Origin of the sequence: uncultured Tateyamaria sp. (assembly GCF_947503705.1) — a bacterium.
Lineage (GTDB): Bacteria > Pseudomonadota > Alphaproteobacteria > Rhodobacterales > Rhodobacteraceae > Tateyamaria.
In genome coordinates this window covers 603,556-629,403 of the sequence record NZ_CANNES010000001.1, presented here as the reverse complement: position 1 = coordinate 629,403, position 25,848 = coordinate 603,556, and the positions used below count along the sequence as shown (strand labels likewise).

25 protein-coding genes and 1 tRNA gene are annotated in these 25,848 nt (G+C 59.3%); 19 read left to right on the top strand and 7 right to left on the bottom strand.

Annotated features, from left to right (window positions below):
• Window positions 1-123: 123 nt before the first annotated feature.
• The gene (locus Q1A44_RS03105; RefSeq protein ID WP_299619503.1) at window positions 124-1,407 is read left to right on the top strand and encodes an NADH:flavin oxidoreductase/NADH oxidase family protein; all 1,284 of its coding nucleotides are present in this window, start codon (window positions 124-126) and stop codon (window positions 1,405-1,407) included.
• A 246-nt stretch (window positions 1,408-1,653) separates the two neighbouring features.
• Here Q1A44_RS03105 and Q1A44_RS03100 read toward each other — a convergent pair whose 3' ends face one another.
• Window positions 1,654-2,085: a glyoxalase gene (locus Q1A44_RS03100; protein WP_299619500.1), complete on the bottom strand. Its 432-nt coding sequence runs from the start codon at window positions 2,083-2,085 to the stop codon at window positions 1,654-1,656.
• A gap of 18 nt (window positions 2,086-2,103) precedes the next feature.
• Window positions 2,104-2,535 carry an arsenate reductase family protein gene (locus tag Q1A44_RS03095; RefSeq protein ID WP_299619497.1) on the bottom strand — a complete coding sequence of 144 codons (432 nt, stop codon included), beginning with the start codon at window positions 2,533-2,535 and terminating at the stop codon, window positions 2,104-2,106.
• 88 nt (window positions 2,536-2,623) lie between these two features.
• Here Q1A44_RS03095 and ade point away from each other — a divergent pair, with 88 nt between their 5' ends.
• The 3 genes from ade (at window position 2,624) to Q1A44_RS03080 (ending at window position 6,325) form a co-directional block, all read left to right on the top strand.
• Window positions 2,624-4,438, top strand: coding sequence for an adenine deaminase (ade, locus tag Q1A44_RS03090; protein ID WP_299619493.1), 1,815 nt, complete (start codon window positions 2,624-2,626; stop codon window positions 4,436-4,438).
• The gene (locus tag Q1A44_RS03085) at window positions 4,435-5,895 is read left to right on the top strand and encodes an AMP nucleosidase (RefSeq protein ID WP_299619490.1); all 1,461 of its coding nucleotides are present in this window, start codon (window positions 4,435-4,437) and stop codon (window positions 5,893-5,895) included. Before ade ends, Q1A44_RS03085 begins: the two co-directional genes overlap by 4 nt.
• A 142-nt stretch (window positions 5,896-6,037) precedes the next feature.
• Window positions 6,038-6,325: an HU family DNA-binding protein gene (locus Q1A44_RS03080; protein ID WP_299619487.1), complete on the top strand. Its 288-nt coding sequence runs from the start codon at window positions 6,038-6,040 to the stop codon at window positions 6,323-6,325.
• Window positions 6,326-6,376: 51 nt separating this feature from the next.
• On the opposite strand, the gene Q1A44_RS03075 is transcribed toward Q1A44_RS03080, so the two are convergent.
• Window positions 6,377-7,219 carry a DMT family transporter gene (locus Q1A44_RS03075; protein WP_299619484.1) on the bottom strand — a complete coding sequence of 281 codons (843 nt, stop codon included), beginning with the start codon at window positions 7,217-7,219 and terminating at the stop codon, window positions 6,377-6,379.
• 105 nt (window positions 7,220-7,324) lie between these two features.
• Here Q1A44_RS03075 and Q1A44_RS03070 point away from each other — a divergent pair, with 105 nt between their 5' ends.
• Complete coding sequence (locus Q1A44_RS03070) at window positions 7,325-8,008, top strand: YafY family protein (RefSeq protein WP_299619481.1); 684 nt, start codon at window positions 7,325-7,327, stop codon at window positions 8,006-8,008.
• On the opposite strand, the gene Q1A44_RS03065 is transcribed toward Q1A44_RS03070, so the two are convergent.
• Window positions 8,005-9,381, bottom strand: coding sequence for a DUF3179 domain-containing protein (locus Q1A44_RS03065; RefSeq protein ID WP_299619478.1), 1,377 nt, complete (start codon window positions 9,379-9,381; stop codon window positions 8,005-8,007). The genes Q1A44_RS03070 and Q1A44_RS03065 overlap by 4 nt on opposite strands.
• 136 nt (window positions 9,382-9,517) lie before the next feature.
• Between Q1A44_RS03065 and Q1A44_RS03060 the strand changes: the two genes are divergently transcribed.
• The 10 genes from Q1A44_RS03060 (at window position 9,518) to Q1A44_RS03015 (ending at window position 19,999) form a co-directional block, all read left to right on the top strand.
• Entirely contained in the window at window positions 9,518-10,387 is an 870-nt protein-coding gene (locus Q1A44_RS03060) for a DMT family transporter (protein WP_299619475.1), read from the top strand.
• A gap of 73 nt (window positions 10,388-10,460) precedes the next feature.
• Complete coding sequence (locus Q1A44_RS03055) at window positions 10,461-10,856, top strand: thioredoxin family protein (protein ID WP_299619472.1); 396 nt, start codon at window positions 10,461-10,463, stop codon at window positions 10,854-10,856.
• Entirely contained in the window at window positions 10,810-11,844 is a 1,035-nt protein-coding gene (locus Q1A44_RS03050) for a GlxA family transcriptional regulator (protein ID WP_299619469.1), read from the top strand. Before Q1A44_RS03055 ends, Q1A44_RS03050 begins: the two co-directional genes overlap by 47 nt.
• 66 nt (window positions 11,845-11,910) lie before the next feature.
• Window positions 11,911-13,158 (top strand): glycosyltransferase family 4 protein, encoded by a 1,248-nt coding sequence (locus Q1A44_RS03045; RefSeq protein ID WP_299619466.1) that lies wholly within the window; start codon window positions 11,911-11,913, stop codon window positions 13,156-13,158.
• Between the two features lie 3 nt (window positions 13,159-13,161).
• Complete coding sequence (locus Q1A44_RS03040; RefSeq protein ID WP_299619463.1) at window positions 13,162-13,944, top strand: NAD(P)-dependent oxidoreductase; 783 nt, start codon at window positions 13,162-13,164, stop codon at window positions 13,942-13,944.
• Window positions 13,941-14,576: a sugar transferase gene (locus Q1A44_RS03035; RefSeq protein ID WP_299619460.1), complete on the top strand. Its 636-nt coding sequence runs from the start codon at window positions 13,941-13,943 to the stop codon at window positions 14,574-14,576. The genes Q1A44_RS03040 and Q1A44_RS03035 overlap by 4 nt, the downstream gene beginning before the upstream one ends.
• A gap of 186 nt (window positions 14,577-14,762) precedes the next feature.
• On the top strand, window positions 14,763-16,670 hold the full coding sequence (locus Q1A44_RS03030) for a nucleoside-diphosphate sugar epimerase/dehydratase (RefSeq protein ID WP_299619457.1): 1,908 nt from the start codon (window positions 14,763-14,765) through the stop codon (window positions 16,668-16,670).
• Between the two features lie 109 nt (window positions 16,671-16,779).
• Window positions 16,780-18,951 (top strand): YjbH domain-containing protein, encoded by a 2,172-nt coding sequence (locus tag Q1A44_RS03025; RefSeq protein WP_299619454.1) that lies wholly within the window; start codon window positions 16,780-16,782, stop codon window positions 18,949-18,951.
• Window positions 18,948-19,640, top strand: coding sequence for a YjbF family lipoprotein (locus Q1A44_RS03020; RefSeq protein WP_299619451.1), 693 nt, complete (start codon window positions 18,948-18,950; stop codon window positions 19,638-19,640). The genes Q1A44_RS03025 and Q1A44_RS03020 overlap by 4 nt, the downstream gene beginning before the upstream one ends.
• 116 nt (window positions 19,641-19,756) lie before the next feature.
• On the top strand, window positions 19,757-19,999 hold the full coding sequence (locus tag Q1A44_RS03015; RefSeq protein ID WP_299619448.1) for a hypothetical protein: 243 nt from the start codon (window positions 19,757-19,759) through the stop codon (window positions 19,997-19,999).
• Between the two features lie 360 nt (window positions 20,000-20,359).
• Here the strand turns inward: Q1A44_RS03015 and Q1A44_RS03010 are convergent, their stop codons facing one another.
• On the bottom strand, window positions 20,360-20,833 hold the full coding sequence (locus tag Q1A44_RS03010; protein ID WP_299621345.1) for a glutathione peroxidase: 474 nt from the start codon (window positions 20,831-20,833) through the stop codon (window positions 20,360-20,362).
• 178 nt (window positions 20,834-21,011) lie between these two features.
• Between Q1A44_RS03010 and msrB the strand changes: the two genes are divergently transcribed.
• Both msrB and msrA read left to right on the top strand, forming a co-directional pair.
• Window positions 21,012-21,461 carry a peptide-methionine (R)-S-oxide reductase MsrB gene (gene msrB, locus Q1A44_RS03005; RefSeq protein WP_299621342.1) on the top strand — a complete coding sequence of 150 codons (450 nt, stop codon included), beginning with the start codon at window positions 21,012-21,014 and terminating at the stop codon, window positions 21,459-21,461.
• Window positions 21,458-21,964, top strand: a complete 507-nt coding sequence (msrA, locus tag Q1A44_RS03000; protein ID WP_299619445.1) for a peptide-methionine (S)-S-oxide reductase MsrA — start codon at window positions 21,458-21,460, stop codon at window positions 21,962-21,964. Before msrB ends, msrA begins: the two co-directional genes overlap by 4 nt.
• Before the next feature lie 127 nt (window positions 21,965-22,091).
• On the opposite strand, the gene Q1A44_RS02995 is transcribed toward msrA, so the two are convergent.
• Window positions 22,092-22,178, bottom strand: a tRNA-Leu gene (locus Q1A44_RS02995).
• A 204-nt stretch (window positions 22,179-22,382) separates the two neighbouring features.
• Between Q1A44_RS02995 and Q1A44_RS02990 the strand changes: the two genes are divergently transcribed.
• On the top strand, window positions 22,383-23,363 hold the full coding sequence (locus Q1A44_RS02990) for a complex I NDUFA9 subunit family protein (RefSeq protein WP_299619442.1): 981 nt from the start codon (window positions 22,383-22,385) through the stop codon (window positions 23,361-23,363).
• Here Q1A44_RS02990 and Q1A44_RS02985 read toward each other — a convergent pair.
• Window positions 23,360-24,163 (bottom strand): undecaprenyl-diphosphate phosphatase, encoded by an 804-nt coding sequence (locus Q1A44_RS02985; protein ID WP_299619439.1) that lies wholly within the window; start codon window positions 24,161-24,163, stop codon window positions 23,360-23,362. The two genes, Q1A44_RS02990 and Q1A44_RS02985, sit on opposite strands and share 4 nt — an antisense overlap.
• A 217-nt stretch (window positions 24,164-24,380) precedes the next feature.
• On the opposite strand from Q1A44_RS02985, the gene Q1A44_RS02980 reads away from it, so the two are divergent.
• Window positions 24,381-25,823: an NAD(P)-dependent oxidoreductase gene (locus Q1A44_RS02980; RefSeq protein WP_299621338.1), complete on the top strand. Its 1,443-nt coding sequence runs from the start codon at window positions 24,381-24,383 to the stop codon at window positions 25,821-25,823.
• The last annotated feature ends 25 nt before the right edge of the window (window positions 25,824-25,848 follow it).

Sequence of the window (25,848 nt, the reverse complement as noted above, 5' to 3'; positions counted from 1 at the left end):
CTACAAAACCTGTCCTGAATGCGACCTGATGTCTATGGCATTCACGCTTGCCATTCCGCGCGCGGCGCGTGCACCATGCTGTAACGTTTGGGCGCCAATGCCAGCTACGAAAAGGGCCATTTGATGACGTCCATCCTTTCTCAGCCTCTCGATCTGCCCTGCGGTGTGCAAGTCAAAAACCGGTTCGGCAAAAGTGCGATGACCGAGGCGATGTGTGGCCCGGACGATGATCCGACACAGGCGCATGCGACCCTTTATAACCGCTGGGCCAAAGGTGGAATGGGCGTGCAGTTGACTGGCAATGTGATGGTAGATCGGCGCTATCTCGAACGACCCGGCAATGTGGTGGTTGAGGATAACAGCAACCTTTCAGCGCTCAGTGCCTGGGCCGAAGCCTCAAAGGTGGATGGGTGCCAGATCTGGATGCAGATCAGCCATCCGGGCCGCCAATGCCCCATTGTCGTGAACACGAGGCCCCTGTCGCCATCCGCGGAAAAGCTGCAAATTCTGGGCCTTTTTGGCAAGCCTCGGGCCATGACCGATGACGACATTGAGGATGCCATCGCCCGCTATGCCAAAACCGCGCAGATCGCGCAGAAGGCAGGCTTTGACGGAGTGCAGATCCACGGCGCGCATGGCTATTTGATCAGCCAGTTCCTATCGCCCATCACCAACCAACGCAGCGATGAATTTGGCGGATCGTTGGAAAATCGTGCGAGGTTCCTGCGCCGCGTCTATGCTGCCATTCGGGCGGTGGTGGGCACCGATTTCCCTGTCGCAGTGAAACTGAATTCGGCCGATTTCCAGAAGGGCGGTTTCACGCTTGAAGACAGCTGCCAGGTTGCCAAATGGCTGCAAGAGGACGGTATTGACCTGATCGAATTGTCGGGCGGGACCTATGAAAAGATGAGCTTTGTCAATGGGACCGAGGACGAGCAACGCGACAGCACCAAGCGACGCGAGGCCTATTTCCTCGACTACGCCCGCGAAGTGCGCAAGGCCGTCAGCGTGCCGATTATGGTCACCGGCGGTTTTCGCACCCGCACCGCGATGGAGGCGGCAGTGACCGAAGACGGCATCGACATGATCGGCCTCGCCCGGCCCCTTTGTGTGCTGCCGGATGCGGTGGCGGATATCCTGGCTGGCAAAGTCGAAGATATCAGCAGCGATGAAAGTGGGTTGAACATCGGGCGCGGGCGGTTCGGTGCAAACACCAAAAGCTGGCTGGCCAATCTGGTGAACACCGTGTCGCAGGTCGAATTCTATGCCTGGCAAATGACGCGGATGTCGCGCGGTCAAGAGCCCCAGAGTGAACTGCGCAACAACGCCACCCTCTATTTCCTATGGTATCTGAACCGCACGACGATGCGCGGGATCGGGCGGAAATTCGCGAAGCGTCGCAGCTAGGTGCCAGACCTCACCTTCCACACAGGCCGAATTGCTATGGGCGAAGCCGGGCAGCTGCCTATTTCATGCTTCCACATTCAAAGACCGTACCTTCGTAATCGTATTGACACCACGACAGATGACCTGACGCGTAACCAACCGCAAGAAATATGAAGGCGCAAAAAGCGAGAAGTACCGCAGTCACGGCTGAGAAAACAAGAAACCTTCCGCTTGCTCGAAAAACCGCATCGGAATAATTGCGGACCATCAATCTACACTATCTTTCCCCCGCGACGGCACCCAAGCGTATCCATTCTCGCACAGGATATATGCCTCGTGCAGGCCGTGGGGTTTGTCGGTGGGTTCTTGCAGGATCGTGCCGCCGTGGGCCTTGGCCAGCGCAACCGCCTCTTCGGGGTCGGTGTCATAGAGCCTAATCTCGATCCCGCCACCCCGTGGCGGGTTTTCGGGTAAAAGCCCTAGCAGCGGGTTGGAATGATACGTCCCGTCGCTGTGCAACTGAAACACCTGATCCCCATAGGTCATGATCGCGAAATCGGCAGTGGGCTGAAACGCCTTCATACCGAAAACGGCCTTGAGAAAGGCCACCTCGGCCCCAACGTCCCGCACCAACAGGTTCAGGCCAATGCCCCGCAGGCCCCGGCCAAAGCTGTCTGCATCTATCGTTTCATAATCCATAAGGTCAGCCTTATTGATCTATTTTGAACCGTCAACCCTGTTGCCATCGGCATCCAGAACCATGTCGCCATCCTCTTTGAACAGCGGGCCCGGCGGCCAGACCGGCAAAAGGTCCAAAATTGCATCAGACGGGCGGCACAGGCGCACGCCACGAACGCAGGCCACGATCGGGCGGTTGACCAGAACGGGATGCTCCAGCATCGCCTCCATCAGAACATCATCGGGCACGCTTTCGTCCAGCAACCCCATTTCGGCGGCTGGGCTCTTGGTCACGCGCAGCGCTGTCCGGGGCGTCAACCCGGCGGCGGCAAACAGCGCCAAAAGCTGGGGCCGCGTCCAACCCACCTTGAGGTATTCGATCACCGTCGGCTCATAGCCTGAGGCCCGGATGAACTGCAGTACATTGCGCGAGGTGCCGCAATCGGGGTTGTGATGAATGACAATGTCCATGGGCCAGTCTTTGCCGCCTTTCATGATAGTTTCAAGACAACCGTTCCCGGCCCCTTGCGTATGCCCGCGTTTTTTGATCCAACGGGACATGGAACATGACCTTTTCCCGTCCGCTTTTCCAAGCTGGCCCGCCGTCGCCCCCGACCTTATCGAAACTGCCGCAGGCCGTGCGCCCGCCGATACCGTCATACGCGGTGGGATATGGGTAAATGTGCACACCCGCGAGGCGCTGCCCGGCTACGATATTGCCATCCGCCATGGGCGTATTGCGTGCGTTGTACCCGATGCCAGTCATTGCATCGGCCCCGACACCGAGGTGATCGAGGCGGCAGGCCGATACATGGTTCCCGGCCTCTGTGACGGACATATGCATATCGAGAGCGGTATGCTGACCCCTGCCGAATTTGCCGCTGCTGTCATTCCGCACGGCACCACGACCATGTTCACCGACCCCCATGAGATTGCGAATGTTCTGGGCCTTGCCGGCGTGCGCCTGATGCATGACGAGGCTCTGATGCAGCCTGTGAACATCTGGACACAAATGCCATCCTGTGCCCCCTCGGCCCCGGGGATGGAAACAACGGGTTACGAAATCTCAGCCGACGATGTGGCCGAGGCCATGACCTGGCCCGGTATCATCGGGTTGGGCGAAATGATGAACTTTCCCGGTGTCGCGGCGGGTGATCCCCAGATGCTGGCCGAGATTGCAGCGACCCAGAATGCTGGCAAAACCGTGGGTGGCCATTATGCCTCGCCCGACCTTGGCCCCGATTTTGCCGCCTATGTGGCGGGCGGTCCGGCGGACGATCATGAAGGCACCTGCGAGGCGGATGCAATCATGCGAATGCGGCAGGGTATGCGGTCGATGATCCGCCTTGGCAGCGCCTGGTATGACGTGGAAACGCAGATCACAGCCATCACCGAAAAGGGTCTGGACCCGCGCAATATGATCCTGTGCACCGACGATTGCCATTCCGGCACGCTGGTGAACGAGGGGCACATGAACCGGGTGGTCCGCCATGCCATTGCCTGTGGCTGCGATCCGCTGGTGGCGCTGCAAATGGCGACGATCAACACGGCCACGCATTTCGGGCTGGAGCGTGAGATTGGATCGATTACGCCGGGGCGGCGGGCGGATATCATTCTGACCTCTGACCTCAACGCCCTGCCGATCGAGCATGTGATCGCACGCGGCAAGACCGTGGCGATGGATGGCAAGTTGACCGCCGAATGCCCACATCTCGACTGGCCTGACACGGCCCGTCAGACGGTCCATATGGGCGCTCAAAAGACCGCAGCAGACTTTGAGATCAAGGCCCCCGAGGGCCGCAATTCCGTAACTGCGAATGTCATCGGTGTGGTGGAAAATCAGGCACCGACCAAAGCACTGAAACGGGACATGCCCGTGAACGATGGCAAAGTGGAAAGCCACGGCGACACCTGCCAGATCGCATTGGTGGAACGACATAAGGCGACAGGGGGCGTGACGAACGCTCTGGTCGCTGGTTTCAACTACAGTGGCAAGATGGCCATGGCCTCGACGGTGGCCCATGACAGCCACCACATGATTGTGGTGGGCACCGATCGCGCGCAAATGGCGCTGGCCGCAAACCGGCTGGCCGAAGTGGGCGGCGGTATCACCATTTACAAGGACGGCCAGGAACTGGCGCTGGTGGAACTGCCCATCGCGGGCCTCATGTCCGACAGCCCGGCCCACGAGGTGGCAGCCAAAGCCGACAAACTGGTTCAGGCCATGGTCGATTGCGGCTGCACCCTGAACAACGCTTACATGCAACATTCGCTGCTTGCGCTTGTTGTAATCCCTGAATTGCGCATCTCAGACCTTGGTCTCGTGGACGTGCGCACATTCGAATTCATACCCGTATTAGAGACGACAACATGAAAATACTCACACCCGATCAGCGACCTCACCAACGCATGGACGATGCGAAGGCGGCGGTTGCCCTCCTGCGTCAGCTGTATGACGAGGCGTCCGATTTTTTGAACAACCACTTCGCTGCGGCCATGACCAAGGGCGCGCCAGACGGGCGCGTCCGCGCGTTTTACCCCGAAGTACGGTTTTCCACGTCAAGCTATGCGCGCGTCGATACGCGGCTCAGTTTTGGCCATGTGTCAGGGCCCGGCACCTACGCGGCCACGATCACCCGGCCTGACTTGTTTGCGAACTATCTAACCCAGCAAATCGGCCTGTTGATCGCCAACCACGACCAACCCGTGCATATCGGATATTCCGACACCCCGATGCCGGTGCATTTTGCGGTCGCCAATAACGACGCCATCACGGTGCCCCAGGAAGGGGCGGCGCAGTTTACGCTGCGCGATGTCTTTGACGTGCCTGACCTCACGACGACCAATGACGATATCGTCAACGGGACCTATACGGCCAAGGACGGGATCGAGCCATTGGCCCCATTCACCGCCCAGCGCGTCGACTATTCGCTGGCGCGGCTGTCGCATTACACCGCCACCGACCCGGTGCATTTCCAGAACTTCGTGCTGTTCACCAACTACCAGTTTTATGTGTCCGAGTTCGAGGCCTATGCCCGCGCCCAGTTGGACGACCCTAAGAGCGGGTACACCGCCTTTGTCTCGACGGGCAATTCCATCATCACAACCGGTGACGGCGTGATCGAGGATGCGGGCAAGATGCCGCAAATGCCAACCTATCACCTGAAACGGGCCGACGGGTCGGGCATCACTCTGGTCAACATCGGAGTTGGGCCATCGAACGCCAAGACCGCGACCGACCATATTGCCGTGCTGCGCCCCCATGCCTGGCTGATGGTGGGGCATTGCGCGGGGCTGCGGAACTCGCAGGCGCTGGGGGATTTTGTCCTGGGCCACGCCTATCTGCGCGAGGATCACGTACTGGACGACGATCTGCCGCCCTGGGTGCCAATCCCGGCGCTCGCTGAAATCCAGATCGCGTTGGAACAGGCCGTTGCGGGCGTGACCGAGCTTGAGGGTTACGAGCTGAAGCGCGTCATGCGTACCGGCACGGTTGCCTCTTATGACGACCGCAATTGGGAGCTTCGGGACCAGCACGGACCGGTCCAGCGCCTCAGCCAATCGCGGGCTATTGCGCTGGATATGGAAAGCGCCACAATCGCCGCCAATGGCTACCGGTTCCGGGTGCCTTATGGCACACTTTTGTGTGTGTCGGATAAGCCGCTACATGGCGAGCTGAAGCTGCCGGGCATGGCCTCGACCTTCTATAAATCTCAGGTCGCGCGGCATCTGATGATCGGAATCCGATCGATGGAGCAACTGCGCACCATGCCGCTAGAGCGTATCCACAGTCGGAAATTGCGGTCATTTGACGAAACCGCGTTCCTGTAAGGGGGCTACCGGAGGCTGAAAAAGGCCGAAAACCCCTGTTTTCCGCTTGCCTTGGCCCACTATTCGTTGTGTTTTCCCACAACATACCGTTACATGTACGCAATGAGGCCCAAGTTGTCGGGCAGACGAAGGAGACCATAAAATGGCAAAACCAATGACAAAAACCCAACTCGTCGCCGCTCTGGCCGAGGAAATGGACACAGACAAGAAATCCGCCGGCGCGGCCCTGGAATCGATCTGCAACCTGATTACACGTGAAGTGTCGGGTGGCGGCGCGGTCACCCTGCCCGGCGTCGGCAAAATCTATTGCCGTGAGCGCCCCGAGCGTATGGTGCGTAACCCTGCCACTGGCGACCAATTCAAGAAAGAGGCCGACAAGGTGGTCAAGATGACCATTGCCAAGGCTCTGAAAGACAGCGTGAACGGCTAATCCGCCTCACGCATCCAGATGAGAGGGTCGCCCAGGGGCGGCCCTTTTGCGTTAGGGGGCGGGTCTTTGCGACCAGACCACAGCACCCAGGATCAGCGTTCCGCCCACCACCGCCCAAACGCCTGGCCATTCGTTCAGCATCAGGATCGCGAGGGTCGGGGCCAGCGGCACTTCGAGGGTCGAGATCAGGGCCGTTTCGCTTGCAGGCAACCGCCGCGCGCCTTCGGACAACGTCACCGACGCCACGGCAAAAACCAGGCCGAACAGGACCAAAACAGGGAGCTCCCCCGGCGGTACGGCCAGCGGATCCCCGAAATACCAGCCCAAGGGCAAGAGGAACAGCGATGACACCGCCGCAGGCAAAGCCGCAGTGGTTGCGGGTGCACAGCGATAAACCACCATGACCCCCGCCATCATCACTGTCATGACCAGCGCCAGGGCGTCGCCAGCAATATGCGCGCCACCGGATGTCCCCCCGACAATCAGGGCCACGCCCCCCATCGCCAGCCCCGCCGCAATCATCACTCGGCGCTTGGGCAGTTCACGCACCAAAACCCACGCCAGAAATGCGGCGACAAAGGGGGCGGAGGCATAGATCAGCGCGACATTGGCCACGCTGCTTAGCTTGAAGGCGGGAATGAAAGCGGACGTGCCCAAGGCGCTTAACACTGCCACCAGCAAGGCGGGTTTGCCAAAGGCCCGGATTTCGTCGCGCAGGTGTCCGCGCAGTGCCAGATAGGCCAGCGTGAAGCCCGCCGCCGCGAGCCCTCTCCAAAAGATGATGTCCCAAGCGGCGCTGCTCACGCCTCGGGTGAATACTCCTGCAAGGCTGAACACCAAGGCCGATATGACAACCAGAACAATGCCCAAGCGGCGAGGCGATAAAACAGGCATAAGGCGCACTCCAAAACGATGTGTGCGCCAGTGCTAGCCGAAGCCTGCTGACACATATGTGGCAGCAGTGTTAACCTACACCGCAAAAAATATCGGAGCCGCCCTTTGTCCCGCACCGCTCGTTTCTTTGAGATCATTCAGATTCTGCGCGCCGCCCCCGCACCGGTGCGTGCCCGCGATCTGGCAGATACTCTCGAAGTTTCCATGCGCACGGTTTACCGCGACATTGCAATTCTACAGGCTCGCCAGGTCCCCATTCTGGGCGAGGCGGGCACCGGTTATGTGATGCGGGCGGGCTATGACCTGCCGCCCCTCACCTTTGATGTGGACGAAGCGGAGGCAATTGCCGTGGGCCTGTCGATGATTGCCCGAACGGGGGATGCCGGTTTGTGGCGGGCTGCAAACCGTGCGCATCGCAAGCTGGCGCAGGTCGCGCCCGGCACACGCCATCTGGTCGCTTCGGCCTGGGGTGTTGAGGACACCGGACAAACCGATCCGGGTTTGATCCGGCGTGCGATCCGCGATGAGGCCAAGCTTGATCTGGTCTATGACGATCAAAACGGGGCTCAGACCCGGCGGCGGGTCTGGCCCTTGGCGTTGATCTATTATGCCGACACAGTGATGATCGTGGCGTGGTGCGAGCTGCGTACCGCCTTGCGGCATTTCCGGTTAGACAGAGCAAGGGACGCGGCACTCACGGCAGAGTATTTCAAAGGCCAGGGTGCCGCATTGCTAAAGCACTGGGAAGAGACGGAGAAAGACAAAACTGTTACGACCCTCGCGCTTTAGCCCTCATAGACCGTGGCCGCATCGCCCATGTAATTGTCCCAGGCAAACCAGTACGAGATATGGCCCGCCACACGGGGCAGCGTCGCGCCCTCCGGCCCGATCAGCGCATCCTCTGTCACCCGCCATTCGTCGCTGTTCTGATCGCGCAAGCGCCCGGCAAAGGGGGCAAAGGTCTGGCCGCCCCGCTCATAAGCGCGCACGCTGCGCGTTTCGGGATCACCGATCAGCAACAGAGGTTTGTCCGCAATCGCATCGTTGATGACCGGCTGATTAGCAAATGCGTCCAGCGGCCACGCCCGCGCCGCCCCAAATTCGCGAACGGCAAAGACGTAGTCTTTTTGCGCATGTTCGCGTTGATCGACCTGGGCCGGGAACATCAGATCGGGTGAGCCGAAATAGTCGTTATAAACAACCCCCGACCCATAATCGCGACGGTGTCCGGTGTTGACCGACAGCACTTTGGTGTCCGGGTTCGAAGCCTGCCAATTATCCCAGGTGGTGATGACGACAGGGCGCTGTTGCAACGCAATACCACTGCCGACCAGCGGGCCAACAACCGGCTTGCCCGTGTATTGGTTCCAGAGCGAATTTGTCTCGCGATCAAACATCAGTTTGTTGGACCGATACAGAAAGCCAGACGAGCCAAACACCAACGGCTTGGCCCGGCCCGGCACCTGCGTTTCAAACAGAATGCCAGAGCCGCAGAGCGTGCAATAGGCCAGCGCCAGAGGCACGCCACCAATCACCTCGTTGAACATCTCGTGCCAACCCATGATGCGCAGGGGATAAGCGCGGCTGTCGCCATTGATCGACACGCCAAAGACGAGGTCGTCGCCCCGCATATATTCTGCATCCGCCGCCGCGATCAGATCGGGATTATCCAGCGATGGAATGCCATCCTTGACGACGCCGCCCCAGGTGATTTCCTCAAGCCGGATACGCATCTGTTCGGGCTGAATATGTTCGGGGCGCAGGAATTCGCCAAAATTTGTGTCGATCCGCATCATCAGTTCCCGCTTGAAGGTGGGGAAATCTTCGTGCGGTTTGATCTGTGGGTTGCGCTCTTGCCAGAGCATCCAATCGAACCAATCTGTGAAATAATCCTCGCCCGTGAGGGCGCGCAGCGTCTCGGCCAATTGTACGCCGCGTGCGCGCGAAAAGCGCAGGGATGTGATGAGACTGGCCACCATATCGGTGTTGCCACGCGCTTTCATCAAGGCCATCGCCGCTTCAAACTCTGGAATGTCGGCAGATAGGGCGGCCCGCTGCGCCTCCAGCAAAGTCATCTCTTGGGCTAGGGCCATTTTGGGCAGGGCCCCGGTCAGGGCAATCCCCCCGGCGGCCCGGCCAAAACTGCGGCGCGAAAATTCCATGACTTAACTCCCTGCTGTTGCGGTCACTGTCGCAAACTTGGCGATCACGCGCACCCAAAAGGGTTGTGATCGACGCGCCTTGCATCCCCGCCCGTTTTGCCGGAACGTCCGCGCAAAGCTTCGAAAGACGACATTCATGGACATGCGCGCAATTGCGATGGGGCTGGCCTTTGCCTTTATCTGGTCGTCGGCCTTCACTTCGGCGCGGATCATCGTGGCAGACGCGTCGCCGCTGGCCTCGCTGGCGCTGCGTTTTTTCATCTCGGGGCTGATCGGGGTCGCCATTGCGCGGGCGCTGGGACAAACATGGCACCTGACACGGGATCAATGGCGGGCCACGATCATCTTTGGCATCTGCCAGAACGCGATCTACCTGGGCCTGAATTTCTATGCCATGCAAACGGTCGAGGCGTCGCTGGCCACCATCATCGCCTCGATGATGCCGCTGATGGTGGCCTTTGCCGGTTGGGTGATCTTTCGGGACAAGCTGCCGCCTTTGGGGATCGCGGGCCTCGTGCTGGGGATCGGGGGCGTTTTCCTGATCATGTCGGCGCGGATGGAAAGCGGCGTGGACCTCTTTGGCGTGACGCTCTGCATCATCGCGGCCATCGCGTTGACGGTCGCCACATTGTCGATGCGGTCGATGTCGTCGGGTGGCAATCTGATGATGGTCGTGGGCTTGCAGATGTTTGTCGGCGCTGGCGTGCTGGCCGTCTCCTCGGCCCTGACCGAAACGATCCGGGTCACAATCACGCCCGAGCTTATTGCTGCCTTTATCTACACCACACTTGTGCCCGGCCTCTTGGCCACATGGATCTGGTTTGCATTGGTGGCCCGCATCGGAGCGACCAAGGCGGCAACCTTCCACTTTCTCAACCCGTTCTTTGGGGTTGCCATTGCCGCCCTGCTCTTGGGCGAACGACTGGGGCTGCAGGACGTGATCGGTGTGGCCATCATCGCGGCGGGCATCCTTGCGGTGCAATTGTCACGGGCGGCAAAAACATGACGCATCCGGACTTGCGCCAATGGCCGGGGCGCATATCCTGCGCCCACCCATTTTAGCCCTTCGGAGCGTGATCATGCACCGCCGCACCTTTATCCTCTCTGCCGCCGCGTTTGTGCCCACGCTTGTCGGCGCCTATCCGGCAGAAACCTTTTCGCCCGCCACCTGGAATGGGCTGAAGGATACCGGACAAACTGTGATCCTGAACTACCGGGCCAGTTGGTCGCTGACCTGCCAAATCAAGGCGGATCTGATCGCCGAGGCGCTGGCAGATACCCCTGCCTATGGGCAACTCACCTTTGTGGATGTGGATTGGGACACCTTTGGGCACAGCCAGATGACAGAACGGCTCAAGGTCACGCGCCGCTCGACCCTGTTGGTGATGAAAAACGGTAGCGAAGTCGCCCGGCTCGTGAACGAGCCCTATGACCGCAAGGTCCGCGCGCTTCTGGACGCCGCTCTTGCCGCCTGAGGCGGGGGCTTCGCCCACGGGTTTTACGCCCAAACGTTATGCCTTTTTGCTGATCCCCGGCTATTCGCAGTTGGGCTTTGCCTGCGCGATCGAGGCGCTGAGCCTGGCCAACCTGCACCCGTCAAACCAGACGTTTTATACGTGGCGGTTGATTGGCGAGACGGGCGACCCGGTGCCCGCTTACAATGGCGTGACCACCGCCGTGGATGCGGCCCTGCCCCCGTTGGATCGCAACGAGACCCTGGTGGTTTGTGCAGGCGACAACGCGGGCGACGGCAGCACGCGGCCCGTTCTGAACTGGCTGCGTCGCGAGACCCGCAAGGGTATGGATTTCGGCGCGCTGTCATCGGGCACCTACACACTGGCGCTGGCGGGCCTGCTTGCGGGCAAGACCGTCACGACACACTGGCAATTCCGTGACGCGCTGACCGAGCTTTTGCCCGATGTGATCATTGAAACCAGCCTCTTTTCCGTGGATGGCAAGATTTTCACCACTGCCGGTGGGGCCGCCTCGATGGACATGATGCTGGACCGGGTGCGGGCCGATTATGGGACCGATCTGGCCACTTGGGTCGCGGATCAGATGGTCTACACCGATCCGCGTGCGGCCACCCATGGCCAACGGCTGTCACGCCGGGCGAGCCCCGACATGGCCCACGGCAAGCTGGGGATCGCCCTTCAGATCATGGAAAACAACCTCGAAGATCCGTTGCGACCCGACGAAATTGCCCAGGTGATCGAGCTGAGTACGCGGCAACTGGAACGGCTCTTTGCCAAACATCTCGGCATGTCGCCCAAACGGCATTACCTGCAACTGCGGCTCGAAAAAGCGCGGGGGCTTTTGCGGCAGACCAGCCTCAGCGTCACGGACATTTGCGTGGCCTGCGGGTTTCGGTCACTGTCTCATTTCTCCAAAAGCTATCGGGCGACCTTTGGCCTGAGCCCCGGGCAGGAAAAACGTGGCACCCGCGCCATTTGGCCAGACTAACGGCATCGGGCAATTGCACGCGAGGTCCCGCGCGCGTATCCAGAGGCCAAGCACCACGAGGACGCGATGAAATTACTCTTTGTCCACCAGAACATGCCGGGCCAATACCGCGAATTGATCCAGTGGTTGGCGGCCCAGAGCGAGCACGAGATTGTCTTTCTCACCCAGCGCCTGAAACCCCCGGTCTTTGCGGGTGTGCGCACTGTCCAATACAAATCGCACCACAAGGCGGCGGATGACGCTTATGGACTGTCGCGCACGTGGGAGAACGCAACCGGCAACGGGTTTGGCGCGGCGATGGCCCTGCGCGAGATCGTGGCCGGCGGCTTTCAGCCCGACATCGTGATCGGCCATGTGGGATGGGGCGAGATGACGTTTTTTCGCGAAGTGTTGCCCGACACGCCGATGATCGGCTTTTTCGAATACTACTACTCTGTGCATGGCGGGCCGGTGGGCTTTGACCCGGCATCGCCACCGTCGGATCACTCACCTTTCCTCATGCAAGGACATAACGCCGTTCCGCTGGTGAATATCGAGGTGGTCGACTTGGGCCACAGCCCCACCATGTGGCAGCGCAACCGCTTTCCCACAAGTTTCCACGACAAGATGTACGTCTGTCACGACGGCATCCGTACCGACAAATTGCTACCTAACAAAAAGGCCAAGGTGAACCTGGGCCGCATCGGCAGGCCCCTGACGGTCAAGGACGAAATCGTGACCTTCATGGCCCGCAATCTGGAAACCACGCGGGGCTATCACCAATTCATGCGCGCCATGCCCCACCTGCAAAAGGCCCGGCCTAACGCCCGCGTATTGGTGATCGGAGGCAATGACGCGTCCTACGGCGGCAAGTCCAAGCATCCGGGCGGGCTGCGCGGCCAGATGGAGGCCGAAGTCGGCCACCTGCTGGATTGGGATAGGCTGCATTTTCTGGGTCAGGTGCCTTATCAGGACTACCAGAACATCATCCAGATCAGCAGCTGCCACCTCTACCTTTCGATGCCTTTTGTGCTGTCGTGGTCGCTGCTCGAAAGCATGTCGATGGGGGCGACGGTGGTGGCCAGCGACGTGGCCCCGGTGCGCGAGGCGATCACCCATGGGGAAACCGGCCTGCTCGTCGATTTCTTTGATCCCGAGGCGATTGCGGTACAGATTGCGGATGTCCTCGCGCGACCTCGCGACTTTGCGCATATCGGCCCCGCCGCACGGGATCACGTGGTCAAAACCTACGACTTCCACACCGTTTGCCTGCCCGAACATATCCGTCAGATCAATGCGCTGGTCAGCTCTGGCGCGCAGATCAGGATGCCCTGAGCGATGGGCGTTGTGGTTCTGGGCGCGGGGGGCAAGCTGGGCCAGTTGTTGCAGCCAATCTATCCCGGTGCGGCCACCTGGCTGACGCGCGCGGATGTCGATGTGTTGAATAGCGCCGCGCTGACCCAAGTGTTGGCGGGCGCTGATGCCGTAATCTGTTTGGCCGGTGTAACCAACACCAGCACGCAACCCATGGCCCTGAATACGACGCTGGCGCGGGCCGTGCTGGACGCCGCCGCCACCGCGCAGGCCGGACGCGTGATCCTGTTTTCCAGTGCCGCTGTTTACGGACACACACCCAGTCCCCTACACGAGGACGGGCCAGCCGCACCGGTCGCACCCTATGGTTTCGCCAAGCTTGAGATGGAGGAAATGGCCACCGCGCACCCTCACCCCAACGTCACGATCCGGCTGGGCAATGTGGCAGGGGCCGATGCGATCCTGGGGAATTGGAAACCGGGCTTTACCCTCGACACGTTTGAGGACGGCACAACGCCAAGGCGCAGCTATATCGGCCCCAACACCCTCGCTCGGGTGATCCACGATCTGACCCGCGCCGACACTGTCCCCGACCTGATCAACGTAGCGGCCCCGGGGGCTGTCGAGATGGGCGCGCTGCTGGAAGCTGCAAACCTGGCTTGGGAGATCCGGCCAGCGACCGAACATACCATTGCCAACGTGACCCTCGACACCGCACGGTTGGAACAGGTGACTACCTTTCATCCCCAAGACAGCACGGCCGCCGGTATCGTCGCGGACTGGCGCGCAGCAAAGGCGGCCCAATGACCTGGCGCAAGCGCATCTTTGATCTTTTCTTTGCCAGCCTGCTGGTGGTGATCCTCGGCCCGGTGATCGTGTACCTGACCTGGATGATCTGGCGCAAACAGGGGCGGCCGATCTTTTACGTGGCCGAACGGATGAAATCACCCACCCAGAGCTTTGGCTTGTGGAAATTTCGCACGATGACGGTGGTGGACGACGACGCGGGTGTCTCTGGAGGACACAAGGAAACGCGGATCACACCGCTAGGGGCCAAGCTGCGCGCCAAACGGTTGGACGAGTTTCCTCAGCTTTGGAACCTTCTCAAGGGGGACATCAGCTTTGTTGGGCCAAGGCCACCCTTACGCGAATATGTCGAACGGTTTCCTGAACTGTATCGTGAGGTGCTCAAATCGCGGCCGGGGATTACGGGGCTCGCCACGATACGCTTTCACAAACATGAGGGAAAATTGCTGGCCCGCTGTACCACGCCTGAAGAGACAGACACGGTCTATACTCGTATCTGCGTGCCCCGAAAGGCGCGGCTCGACCTGATTTATCAGCGGCACCAAAGCATGTGCTATGATTTTGACCTGGTGTTTCAAACCATCGGGAATCTGTTTCGACGCCGCCGCGCGCAACAGCCAGACACCGAGTAACGGCTGAATCGATTCGCAGGTCTCCACGACAGACCATTGCGTTTTGCTGAAAATTTGGGCAATCTGAGCGCTTATTCGCCCATTTGCCAACGGTCTTTCTGCAACTGCAAAATCAAGTTCCAACTGCCGCAGTGCTTCATGTAAGTATCCGAGGTGACCGCCGGGAATAATCGGCACGAGGACAGAATGCTAAATTTAATTAAGTCACTTTCGCGCACTCAAAAGCGCAATATTCTCATTGCCGTAGATTCCACGCTCATCCCCGCAGCGCTGTTTTTCGCGTTCAGCCTGCGGCTCCCCACGGACGGCGCCTTGGCGATGATGTGGGATTACCTGCCAGTGCTGCCATATGTGTTGATCATCGCAGCAGGCCTGTCGATCTGGCTTGGTATCTCCTCGACGACGCTCAATGACTACGAGGCTGGCTCGATCGGGCGTACGGCCGTCTTTTCATTCTTTGTGGCAACGTCGTCGGTGATCCTGACATCCGTTGCCGATGTTCAAATGGGCCTAAAGACTCAGATCGTCTTTGGCATCACCTTTTTCGTGTTTTCGGTCATCAGTCGTGCGCTACTTCTCCAAATCGTATTGGCCATCTACCGAACGGGCACAAACCGCTGCCGCGTGCTAATCTATGGCGCGGGCACGACGGGCATGCAGCTGGTGTCAGCCCTGCGCAGCCACGAAATCATCGAACCGGTCGCCTTTGTAGACGACAACCAGGCGCTTCAGGGCGTCAGCGTCTTGCGCCTGCCGGTCTATAGCCCGGTGCGCATCGCCGAGATCGTGGCCGAGAACAAGATTGATCGCGTCCTGCTCGCCATGCCGTCGCAGTCCCAGCCCAAACAGATGCAGATCGCCCGCCGCTTGCAGCAAATGGGGCTCGAAGTGCAAACGCTTCCCTCTTTCTCGCAGCTCATCGGCGAAGAGGCCCTGATCGACAAATTAACCCCCATCAATCCCCGCAGCTTTCTGGGCCGCGACGAGGTCAACGCCCGCCAGGGCAAGCGTGACGAGGCCTATACCGGTCGGCGCGTTCTGATCTCCGGCGCAGGCGGCTCAATCGGGTCGGAACTCAGCCGTCAGGTCATCGAAAGCCATCCGGAAAAACTGGTGCTTTACGAGCTGAGCGAGCATGCACTCTATCAAATCCACCAGGAAGTCATGCAACTGGTCGAAGGCAGCAATATCGAGATCGTGCCGCTGTTGGGTTCGGTAACAGACGCGCGGCAAGTCCGTCGCGTTCTGATGGATCACGATATCGAGGTGATCTTGCATGCTGCCGCCTACAAGCATGTGCCGCTGGTTGAATCAAACCCACTGGCCGGGCTGGCCAACAACGTCTTGGGCACCCATACGCTGGTGACAGAGGCGGCTGCATCCGGTGTCGAACGGTTCGTGTTGATTTCCTCCGACAAGGCGGTGCGGCCCACAAATATCATGGGCGCCTCAAAACGGCTGGCCGAACTTGTGGTTCAGGACGTGGCCAAACGGATCGCCGAGGGCAACGGGCTGGTCTTTGCTGCTGTGCGCTTTGGCAATGTGCTGGGCTCCTCTGGGTCGGTTGTCCCGCTGTTTCAGGAACAATTGCGCCGGGGTGGCCCGCTGACGGTGACGCACCCGGATGTGTCGCGCTATTTCATGACCGTCCAAGAGGCAGTGCATCTGGTGCTGCGCGCAGGGTCTATGGCCAAGGGCGGCGAGGTCTTTGTGCTGGATATGGGCAAGCCCGTAAAAATCGAACAACTGGCCCGGCAAGTCATTGAAAGTGCCGGCTATTCTGTGCGGGATGTGAATAATCCCGATGGCGATATGGAAATTGAATTCACCGGCCTGCGTCCGGGCGAAAAGATGACCGAAGAATTGACGATTAACGGTACTTTGATCGGCACCGGCCACAAAAAGATCTTTTTCACCGTCGAAGAAGGGCTGAGCGAAATCGAAGTCGCCTCTGCCCTGCGGTCGCTGCGCCACGCATTGGCCGCCGGCGACGAAAGTGAGGCACGTGCCATGGTGATGCGATGGGTTGAAGGCTACCGCGCCAACCCGCATGACGGGAACGAATTGCCCGGACGGATCACGCCTGTCACTTGAATGCCGCGATTTGCCGCAACTGCCCGACTACAGCGGGGCAAGTCATTGCCACCAGTCGCATTTGCGTGATTTAAGCGGATGGAATTCAGGACACGGGCAGTGACCAACCATGATGGCCAAGACGTTTAAAACACAGATATTGGCAAGCGTCTCAGCGACCGTGCTGTGCACGGCCCTGATCGCAGGCAGTGCGCAGGCGCAAAACAAAAAAAATGTCACGACCACCAGCCCGACACTTAACTTTTACGGCCTGCCCGGTCTGATCGACATGCCCAGCGCCGAGGCCATGCCGAGCGGGCAAGGCGCGATCGGCATATCCCATTTTGCGGGCCAGACCCGAACCTCGTTTTCGTTCCAGTTTTCGCCGCGTATCTCGGCCACGTTTCGGTATATCGGCATTCAGGATTTCAACGACCTAGGCTTTGACACCTATCGCGACCGTAGCTTTGACTTCCGCTACCTGATCGCCAAGGAAGGGCGCATTCGACCTGCCATCACTGTCGGTCTTCAGGACTTTTCGGGGACCGGGATCTATGCCGGTGAATACCTGGTCGCGACCAAGAACTTCGACCGCCCGCTTAGCCTTCCAGGCAAATTCAAAGTCACCGCAGGTCTAGGCTGGGGGCGACTGGGCACGCTTGGCTCCATCGGATCTCCCTTTGGAGCGGACCGGCCAGTGTTTACCGGCGGCGATACCGGCGGCGAGCTGTCGATTGATCAGTGGTTCCGCGGGCCCATGGCACCATTTGGGGGCATCGAATGGCAGGTCAACGATCGGCTTGGCCTCAAGGCTGAGTATTCGACCGACGCGTACACACCAGAAACGTCACGGGGCGTGTTCACCCAGGAATCGCGACTGAACTTCGGTGCGGAATACCAGGTAAACCGGGGTTTGCGGCTTGGGGCATACTACCTCTACGGCTCAGAGTTCGGGATCAACGCACAGCTGCAATTTAACCCGAACCGCCCTGTGTCGCCCTTTGCGTTGGCCGGGCCACGTCCCGTCATCGTGCGACCGGATCGCGCTGTGAACCCCGATGCCTACGACACCACCTGGGCAGATTCCGAACGCGCGCCGGGCGTGATCCGCGACGCCATCGCGCCCGAACTGGCCGAGGATGGCATCCAGCTTGAGGCTGTGACCATTTCGTCGATCCGGGCCGAGTTGCGGGTGTCGACAGGTCGGTTTGAAAACCAGGCTATTGTGGTGGGCCGTGTGGCCCGCACAATGGCGCGTATCCTGCCGCCTTCGGTGGAAACCTTTGACATTGTGCTGGTGAATAACGGGCTGGCCATGTCCAAAGTGACCGTAGCGCGGACTGATATCGAAACTCTGGAATTTGTGCCACGGGCCAGCGGCGCGCTGCTGCCCGTTACTGTCATTGACAGCGCCGAGGCCAATCCACCCGCCAACGCGTTGATCGAAGAAGACCTTTACCCAAGCCTGAGCTGGTCCATTGGCCCCTACGTGCGCACATCGTTCTTTGACCCGGACAAACCGGTGCGGGTCGATGTCGGCGTCAGCGCAATCGCCTCCTATCGCTTTGCGCCGGGCTGGCAACTGGCCGGCGAAGTTCGGCACCGGCTGGCAGGCAACATTGCTGACAGCGACCGGTTGTCCAACTCGGTCCTTCCACGCGTGCGGACCAACGCCGTGCTTTATGCACGGGGCGGCGACACAACCATCGAAAACCTGTATCTCGCCAAGCAGTGGAAACCGAGCAAGAATACCTATGCGCGCGTCAGCATGGGCTATTTCGAACAAATGTTCGGCGGTGTTTCAAGCGAGGTTCTGTGGAAACCCGCCTCCAGCAGGTTGGCCCTCGGGATCGAGGCGAACTACGTGATGCAGCGCGACTTTGACCAGTTGTTCGGCTTTCAGGATTATGACGTCGCCACCGGGCACGTGTCTGCCTACTACAACTTTGGCGGTGGATATTATGCGCAAGTCGACGTGGGCCGCTATCTGGCGGGCGACCATGGCGCGACTTTCACCCTTGAACGGCAATTTGCAAACGGCTGGCGGGTCGGCGGGTTCTTTACCATGACCAACGTGTCCTCCGAGGACTTTGGCGAAGGATCATTTGACAAGGGCATCACGCTGACCATCCCAACAAGCTGGTTCACGGGTCGGCCCAGCAAGCAGGTCGTCCAGCAAACCATTCGTCCGATCCAACGGGACGGCGGCGCACGTCTGAGTGTACCGGGTCGCTTGTATGAACAAGTGCGCGGTGGGCATAAATCGGACCTTGTGGCCGATTGGGGAAGGGTATGGGAATGATCCGTTCGCTCAAAACAACGGTCGCACTTGGCGCTGTACTCGTTCTGGCCGCATGTACGGGCGGTCGGGATTCCTCTTCGTCGCAAGCTGCACAAATCTCGTCTTATCGCGAAGCGCTACGCGAGGTACGAGCGGCGAAACAGCCTTTGCCCGAACTTACGCCTGCATTGATCGAAAGCCTGCCCACCGCGGCACTTGAGGTCGTTCTGGAAGCACGCGGCGATACAGTGTTTGTGGTGCCGTATTCCGATCGGACGGACCGCCGGAAAGGCGCGCTGCGGACGTGGCGCACCGCGAGTAACGGCCAGATCGTGATGCGCGACGGCGTTCTGATCGCGACGCGTGGCCTCGGATATGATCTGGGATCCAGTCGTGTGCTGTCAGTGTTGAATGCAGTTGAGCAGCGCAGCCCGGTTTCTGGGCCGCACAACTACTTTGCCAAAGGCTTTGACAACAGCGTCACCCGTATTGATTTGGAGTGCGAGATGCAGTCGCTCGGAGATGTGCGAATCGACATCGTCAGCAGCATCCATAGCGTCGTGCATCTCCGCGAAAATTGCCTTGGGCCAGATGATCTGAGCGTAACCAATGACTATTGGGTCGATCAGCGCGACAGCACTATATGGAAATCTCGGCAGTGGGGCGGTCCTGAATTGGGGTATCTGAGCACCCGCCTCCTAAAAAAGTAGCGTTTTCGCCGCACCTGCATCCTTTTTTCCGCCGATCCGGAACAAAATAGCAAACCCGATTGTTTCGCCTTTGGAATTAGCGTAGACACATCTGAGAATTTAACAGGGGTCATACCATGACTAACACATTCAAAATGATCGCGGCGGCTGCTCTGGTGGCTGCTTCTTCGACTGCAGCTTTGGCTGGCAACCCAGAAGGCGTTCTGAACACCAACGTTCAAAACACCCAAGGCAACGAAACTACCGGCACAGGCTTTGGTAACACCGACCTGCGCAACGGTTTGCTGATTGCTGGCGGCGCCGGAGTTCTGCTCGGCCTGGGCGGTGGTTCCAGCACGACCACAACGACCGGCAACTGATAAGCCGCTGCAAAGTAACTAATTTTGGGAAGGCCCTGCATTTTTGCGGGGCCTTTTCTGCGTCTTCTGTATAGGCAATTTTCGTATCTGCTGGTGGGTCGGTGTAACTGACAGAGCATCCGCCACTCCGCTGCCAATTGGACGTATGTTTCTGACGACTGAGACGGCCACTCGGCAAGTCTGGTTCTGTTACACAGAGTGCGAAACGGGGTTGTCCCATCATCCGCATGGACCTGCATATGCTGGTCATTTGCTTGCCAGCGAATCACGGCAAGACACATATTCCAAAAAATATGCTGAAACCGGCCACCGCCGGATCATGTTTGGGACATATGCGCTTCATTGTATGGCGACCCAGGGTCAGGACCCTGTCAACGCCTGTTCGATTGCCTGGACGACGCGTGGGTCCAACGGCGGCGTGCGGGCACCCCAGGTTTCAATCACCCTGCCATCTGCACCCACCAACACCTTGTTGAAATTCCATCGCGGCACAAACCCTGTCTCGTCCCGGACGCGCGCATAGAACGGATGCGCATTGCGCCCTTTGACCGAAGTGATGTCCGTCATCGGCATATCGAGGCCAAACACCATCTCGCAAAATTCCTTGACCTCTGCGCCGCTGTCCAGCTCTTGGTTAAAATCATCAGAGGGCACAACCAGCACCACCAACCCCGCCGCGCGATACCGGTCATAGAGGGTTTGCAGACCCTCGTATTGATCCACAAAACCGCATTGCGACGCCGTGTTTACGACAAGAACCGGCTGCCCGGCCCAATCCGACATCTCGATATACCCGCCATCAATGGATGCAAACCGCGCCGAAGGCACCGCCATCGCAACTGTCGCGGCCACCAGAACGGCCCCAACCAAAACCAACAGATTTCGCATCACGTCCTCCAACATCTGGGTTTGTATTGATCTAGGCCGTTCCGCGCGCCCGTCATCCCCCTTTCAATTCACCCGCTTTGCCCCAAATATAAGGACAAGCCCGAACAGCATGGGAAAAATGGACATGACCAAGTATTTCAAAGACCCCGACGTGATCAAAACCCTCTCTGCCGAAGAGTTTCACGTGACCCAGCAATCAGGCACCGAACGGCCCGGAACGGGCAAGCTTTTGGGGAACAAGGAACCGGGGATTTACGTCGACATCGTCTCGGGCGAGCCTCTCTTTGCCTCGTCTGATAAATACGAGAGCGGATGCGGCTGGCCCTCGTTCACCAAGCCGATTGAAGAAGCCCATGTCGAAGAGTTGCGCGACGCCTCCCTCGGCATGATCCGGACCGAGGTGCGCAGCAAATATGGCGACAGTCACTTGGGCCACGTGTTTCCAGACGGCCCGCGCGACCGGGGTGGCTTGCGCTACTGCATCAACTCGGCCTCGCTCCGCTTTGTGCACCGCGATGATATGGAGGCAGAAGGGTACGGCCAATATCTGAATCAAGTGGAGGACGTGGCATGAGCGATCAACGCGCAGTACTGGCAGGCGGGTGTTTCTGGGGGATGCAGGACCTGATCCGCAAAAAGCCCGGGGTGAAATCCACGCGTGTGGGCTATACCGGTGGAGACGTGCCCAACGCGACGTATCGCAACCACGGCACCCACGCCGAAGGGATCGAGATCATTTTCGATCCCTCAGTGATCTCATACCGCGAGCTGTTGGAGTTCTTCTTCCAGATTCACGATCCGACCACGCCAAACCGCCAAGGCAACGACCGGGGCCTCAGCTATCGCTCGGCGATCTACTATGTGGACGAGGATCAAAAGGCTATTGCTCTGGACACAATGGCTGATGTTGACGCGTCCGGTATTTGGCCGGGTAAAGTGGTGACAGAGCTGGAACCTGTCGGAGACTTCTGGGAAGCCGAGCCCGAGCATCAAGATTACCTGGAACGGATCCCCAACGGCTACACCTGCCATTTCGTCCGCCCCGGATGGGTCCTGCCCAAGCGGGCGGCGGAGTAGCAACAAGGATTAAATTCAGGCCGAAACCGCGTCTACGGAAGCACAAGCGGTTTTGGCTGGCAAACACACCAGCGACTATGCGTTAGCGGACAAGGCTATGGGGGGATAGTCACAGTATTCTGTGAATTGGTGCCCAGAAGAGGACTCGAACCTCCACGACCTTGCGGTCACTGGCACCTGAAGCCAGCGCGTCTACCAATTCCGCCATCTGGGCACGGGTTGGTTTGCGCCGTTTAAGCCGAGCGGTTGGGGCTGTCAATGTGATTCTCGGCCTGTTTGTTGGTTGGACAGGCGGGCGCCTCCGGTGAGGATTTTTTTCACTACAGAGAAGGGACGGGCCTGCGCGCCAATTTGGCGTCTTGAACGGATGTGGGCAGAGGGGTAGACCAGCAGACGAACAGTGCGCAAGGAGCGGGTCATGTCCAAACTGGTCACCATTTACGGCGGCTCAGGCTTTGTCGGTCGCTACATTGCACGCCGTATGGCCAAGGCCGGATGGCGTGTGCGGGTCGCAGTGCGCCGCCCGAACGAGGCGATCTTTGTCAAACCTTACGGCGTTGTGGGCCAGGTCGAACCTGTGCTGTGCAATATCCGTGACGATGCTTCGGTCGCACAAGCCATGATGGGGGCCGATGCGGTTGTGAATTGCGTCGGCATTCTGGCGCGCAGCGGCAAGAACACATTTGACGCCGTCCAAGACGAAGGGGCGACACGCATCGCCCGTGCGGCGCAAGCCCAGGGCATCACCCAAATGGTACATGTGTCGGCCATTGGCACCGATGCAGAAAGCGACAGTGACTATGCCCGCACCAAGGCGTTGGGCGAGGCCGGCGTACTCAAGTACATGCCAGAGGCCGTCATTCTGCGCCCCTCCATCGTGTTTGGGCCCGAGGACCAGTTCTTTAACCGTTTTGCGTCGATGTCGCGGCTGGGACCGATCCTGCCTGTTGTTGGCGCTGACACAAAATTTCAGCCCGTCTATGTGGACGACGTCGCCAAGGCTGCGGAAAAAGCGCTGGTCGAGGGCGTCGCCCCGGGCATCTACGAGCTTGGCGGACCCGAGGTTCGCGACTTCCGCGCGCTGATGGCAACCATGCTTGAGGTGATCCGCCGACGTCGTCTGGTGCTCAACATCCCATTCTTTGCCGCCAATGTGATGGCTTACGGTTTTGCCGCCATCAACACGCTCAGCCTTGGGATCGTGCCTGCACAGATCACACCGGATCAGGTTCGCAATTTGCGCAAGAATAATGTGGTGGGCGCAGATGCGCGTGGCTTTGATGCACTGGAAATTCAGCCCGTCGCGATGGAGGCGATCCTGCCGGACTATCTGTGGCGGTTCCGCCCTTCAGGTCAATATGACGCGATCAAGGAAAGCGCCAAGAACCTGCGTACCTAGGCATAAGCCCAGATCAGCAAGCCAATTCCAAGGATGACCCGGTAAATTACGTAAGGCGTGAAACTGATGCTGCGCAACAGCCGCATCATCACGACCAGCGCGGCCAGGGCAGCGAGAAACGCGAAAGCGGCGGCTATGCTGGCGTCGCGCATGACGCCCCAGTTTGCGCTCCTGATCACATCAATGCTGAGCACAAAGCCCGAGGCGACGATCACTGGGATCGACATGAGCATCGCGAGTTTCGCCGCGTCCTGCCGCGCGTATCCCAACCTGCGTGCCGCCGTGATGGTGATGCCTGAACGGGACGTGCCGGGGATCAGTGCGAGGCATTGGGCAAGTCCCATGATCAGCGCGTCTTTCATCGACCAACGGTCTGCGGTCTTGTCGGTACCGCCTGTGCTGTCTGCCCAGAAAAGCACAAGGCCAAAGATCAGCATCGTCCAGCCAATCAATGCAACAGAGCGCATCGCCTCGTCCAACCCTGTCAGCTTGATGATCAACCCCACAATGATCGCGGGTATTGTCGCAATAATCAGACAGAGGGCGAGGAAAGCGCCTTGGGTATCAACCTTGCCCCTGGCAAGACGCAGCGCGCCCCGGGCGGCAATCCGCACGTCGGTCCGGAAATATAGGATAACGGCCAGCAACGTCCCGACATGAACTGCAACGTCAATGGCCAATCCCTGGTCTTGGGTGCCTGTGAGGTGCGGCAGCAATATGAGGTGGCCAGAGGAAGACACCGGCAAAAACTCGGTCACTCCTTGAATGATCGCCACCAGTAAGAGTTGAAAAATTTGCATGGCCCGCGCGCCCTTGTGATATGATCTTGGTACAAGCTCCTGATTCTGAACGCAAACGGGCATAAAAGAACCGAAACGGTCCTAAATTTATGCTGAAATCAGCCCAAGCGCTTCAAAATGACCGAAAATTCCACTATTAGGTCACACTTACTGACTTTTATTTCCTGGGCGGATGAATTATCCCACCCAGACCGACCGCGAATGGCAGGAGACGACCATGGCTGAGCAGCCGATGCTGAAATTTACGAACATACAACGCGACATGCCGACGAAGCGTGACGCGCGTGTGCGGCGTGAGGACTTTGGTGAGATCTATGCTGAATACGCGGATGCCAAGGCCAAGGAGCAGGCGTCGCGGTGTTCTCAGTGCGGCGTGCCCTATTGTCAGACCCATTGTCCGCTGCACAACAACATCCCCGACTGGCTGCGCCTGACGGCTGAGGGGCGGTTGCGCGAGGCGTATGAGGTCAGCCAGGCGACGAACACGTTTCCAGAGATTTGTGGCCGGATTTGCCCGCAGGACCGCCTGTGCGAAGGCAATTGCGTGATCGAGCAATCGGGCCACGGCACCGTCACCATCGGATCAGTCGAAAAGTACATCACCGACACCGCATGGGAGGAAGGTTGGGTCTTGCCCATCAAACCCAGCGTCGAGCGGGCCGAAAGCGTCGGCATCATCGGAGCGGGCCCCGGTGGCCTTGCCGCCGCAGACGTTTTGCGCCGTGCGGGCATCCAGGTCACAATCTATGACCGCTATGACCGGGCCGGCGGTTTGCTGACCTATGGCATCCCCGGTTTCAAGCTGGAGAAGGACGTGGTCATGCGCCGCAATGAACAGCTGGCACTGGGCGGAGTGACCTTCAAACAGAATTGCAACGTGGGCGAGGACATCAGCTTTGCCGATATTCGCAAGGCCCATGACGCGGTGATCATTGCCACCGGTGTCTATAAAAGCCGTGATCTTTCAATGCCTAACGGAGAATCGCAAGGCATCGAGAAAGCCATCGACTTCCTGACCGCCAGCAACCGCAAGAGCTTTGGCGACGCGGTCGAGGATTTTGACAGTGGCCGCCTGAATGCCGAAGGCAAGCGGGTCGTCGTCATCGGTGGCGGCGACACCGCGATGGACTGTGTGCGCACTTCGATCCGGCAGGGCGCAACATCGGTCAAATGCCTTTATCGTCGGGACAAGGCCAACATGCCCGGCTCGCAGCGCGAGGTGCAGAATGCGGAGGAAGAGGGCGTGATCTTTGAATGGTTGAGCGCGCCCAAAGGCTTTACCACGGACGGCGACAAGGTTGCCGGCGTGATGGTTCAAAAGATGCGCCTTGGTGCCCCTGACGCAACCGGTCGTCAGGCCCCCGAGGTCATTGAAGGCGCCGACTATGTCGAAGAGGCGGACCTGGTCATCAAGGCGCTGGGGTTCGAGCCCGAGGCACTTCCCACCCTTTGGGACCAGCCCGAATTGGAAGTGACCCGCTGGGGCACGATCAAGGCGGAGTTTACCAGCGGCAAGACAGCCATGGATGGCGTCTATGCAGTAGGCGACATTGTACGTGGCGCGTCGCTGGTGGTCTGGGCGATCCGCGATGGGCGGGACTGTGCAGAGGCGATCCTGTCGGAGATGAACGCGATGTCCAAGGCGGTTGCGGCGGAGTAAAAACAACCACTTTGGGCGGCAAAAT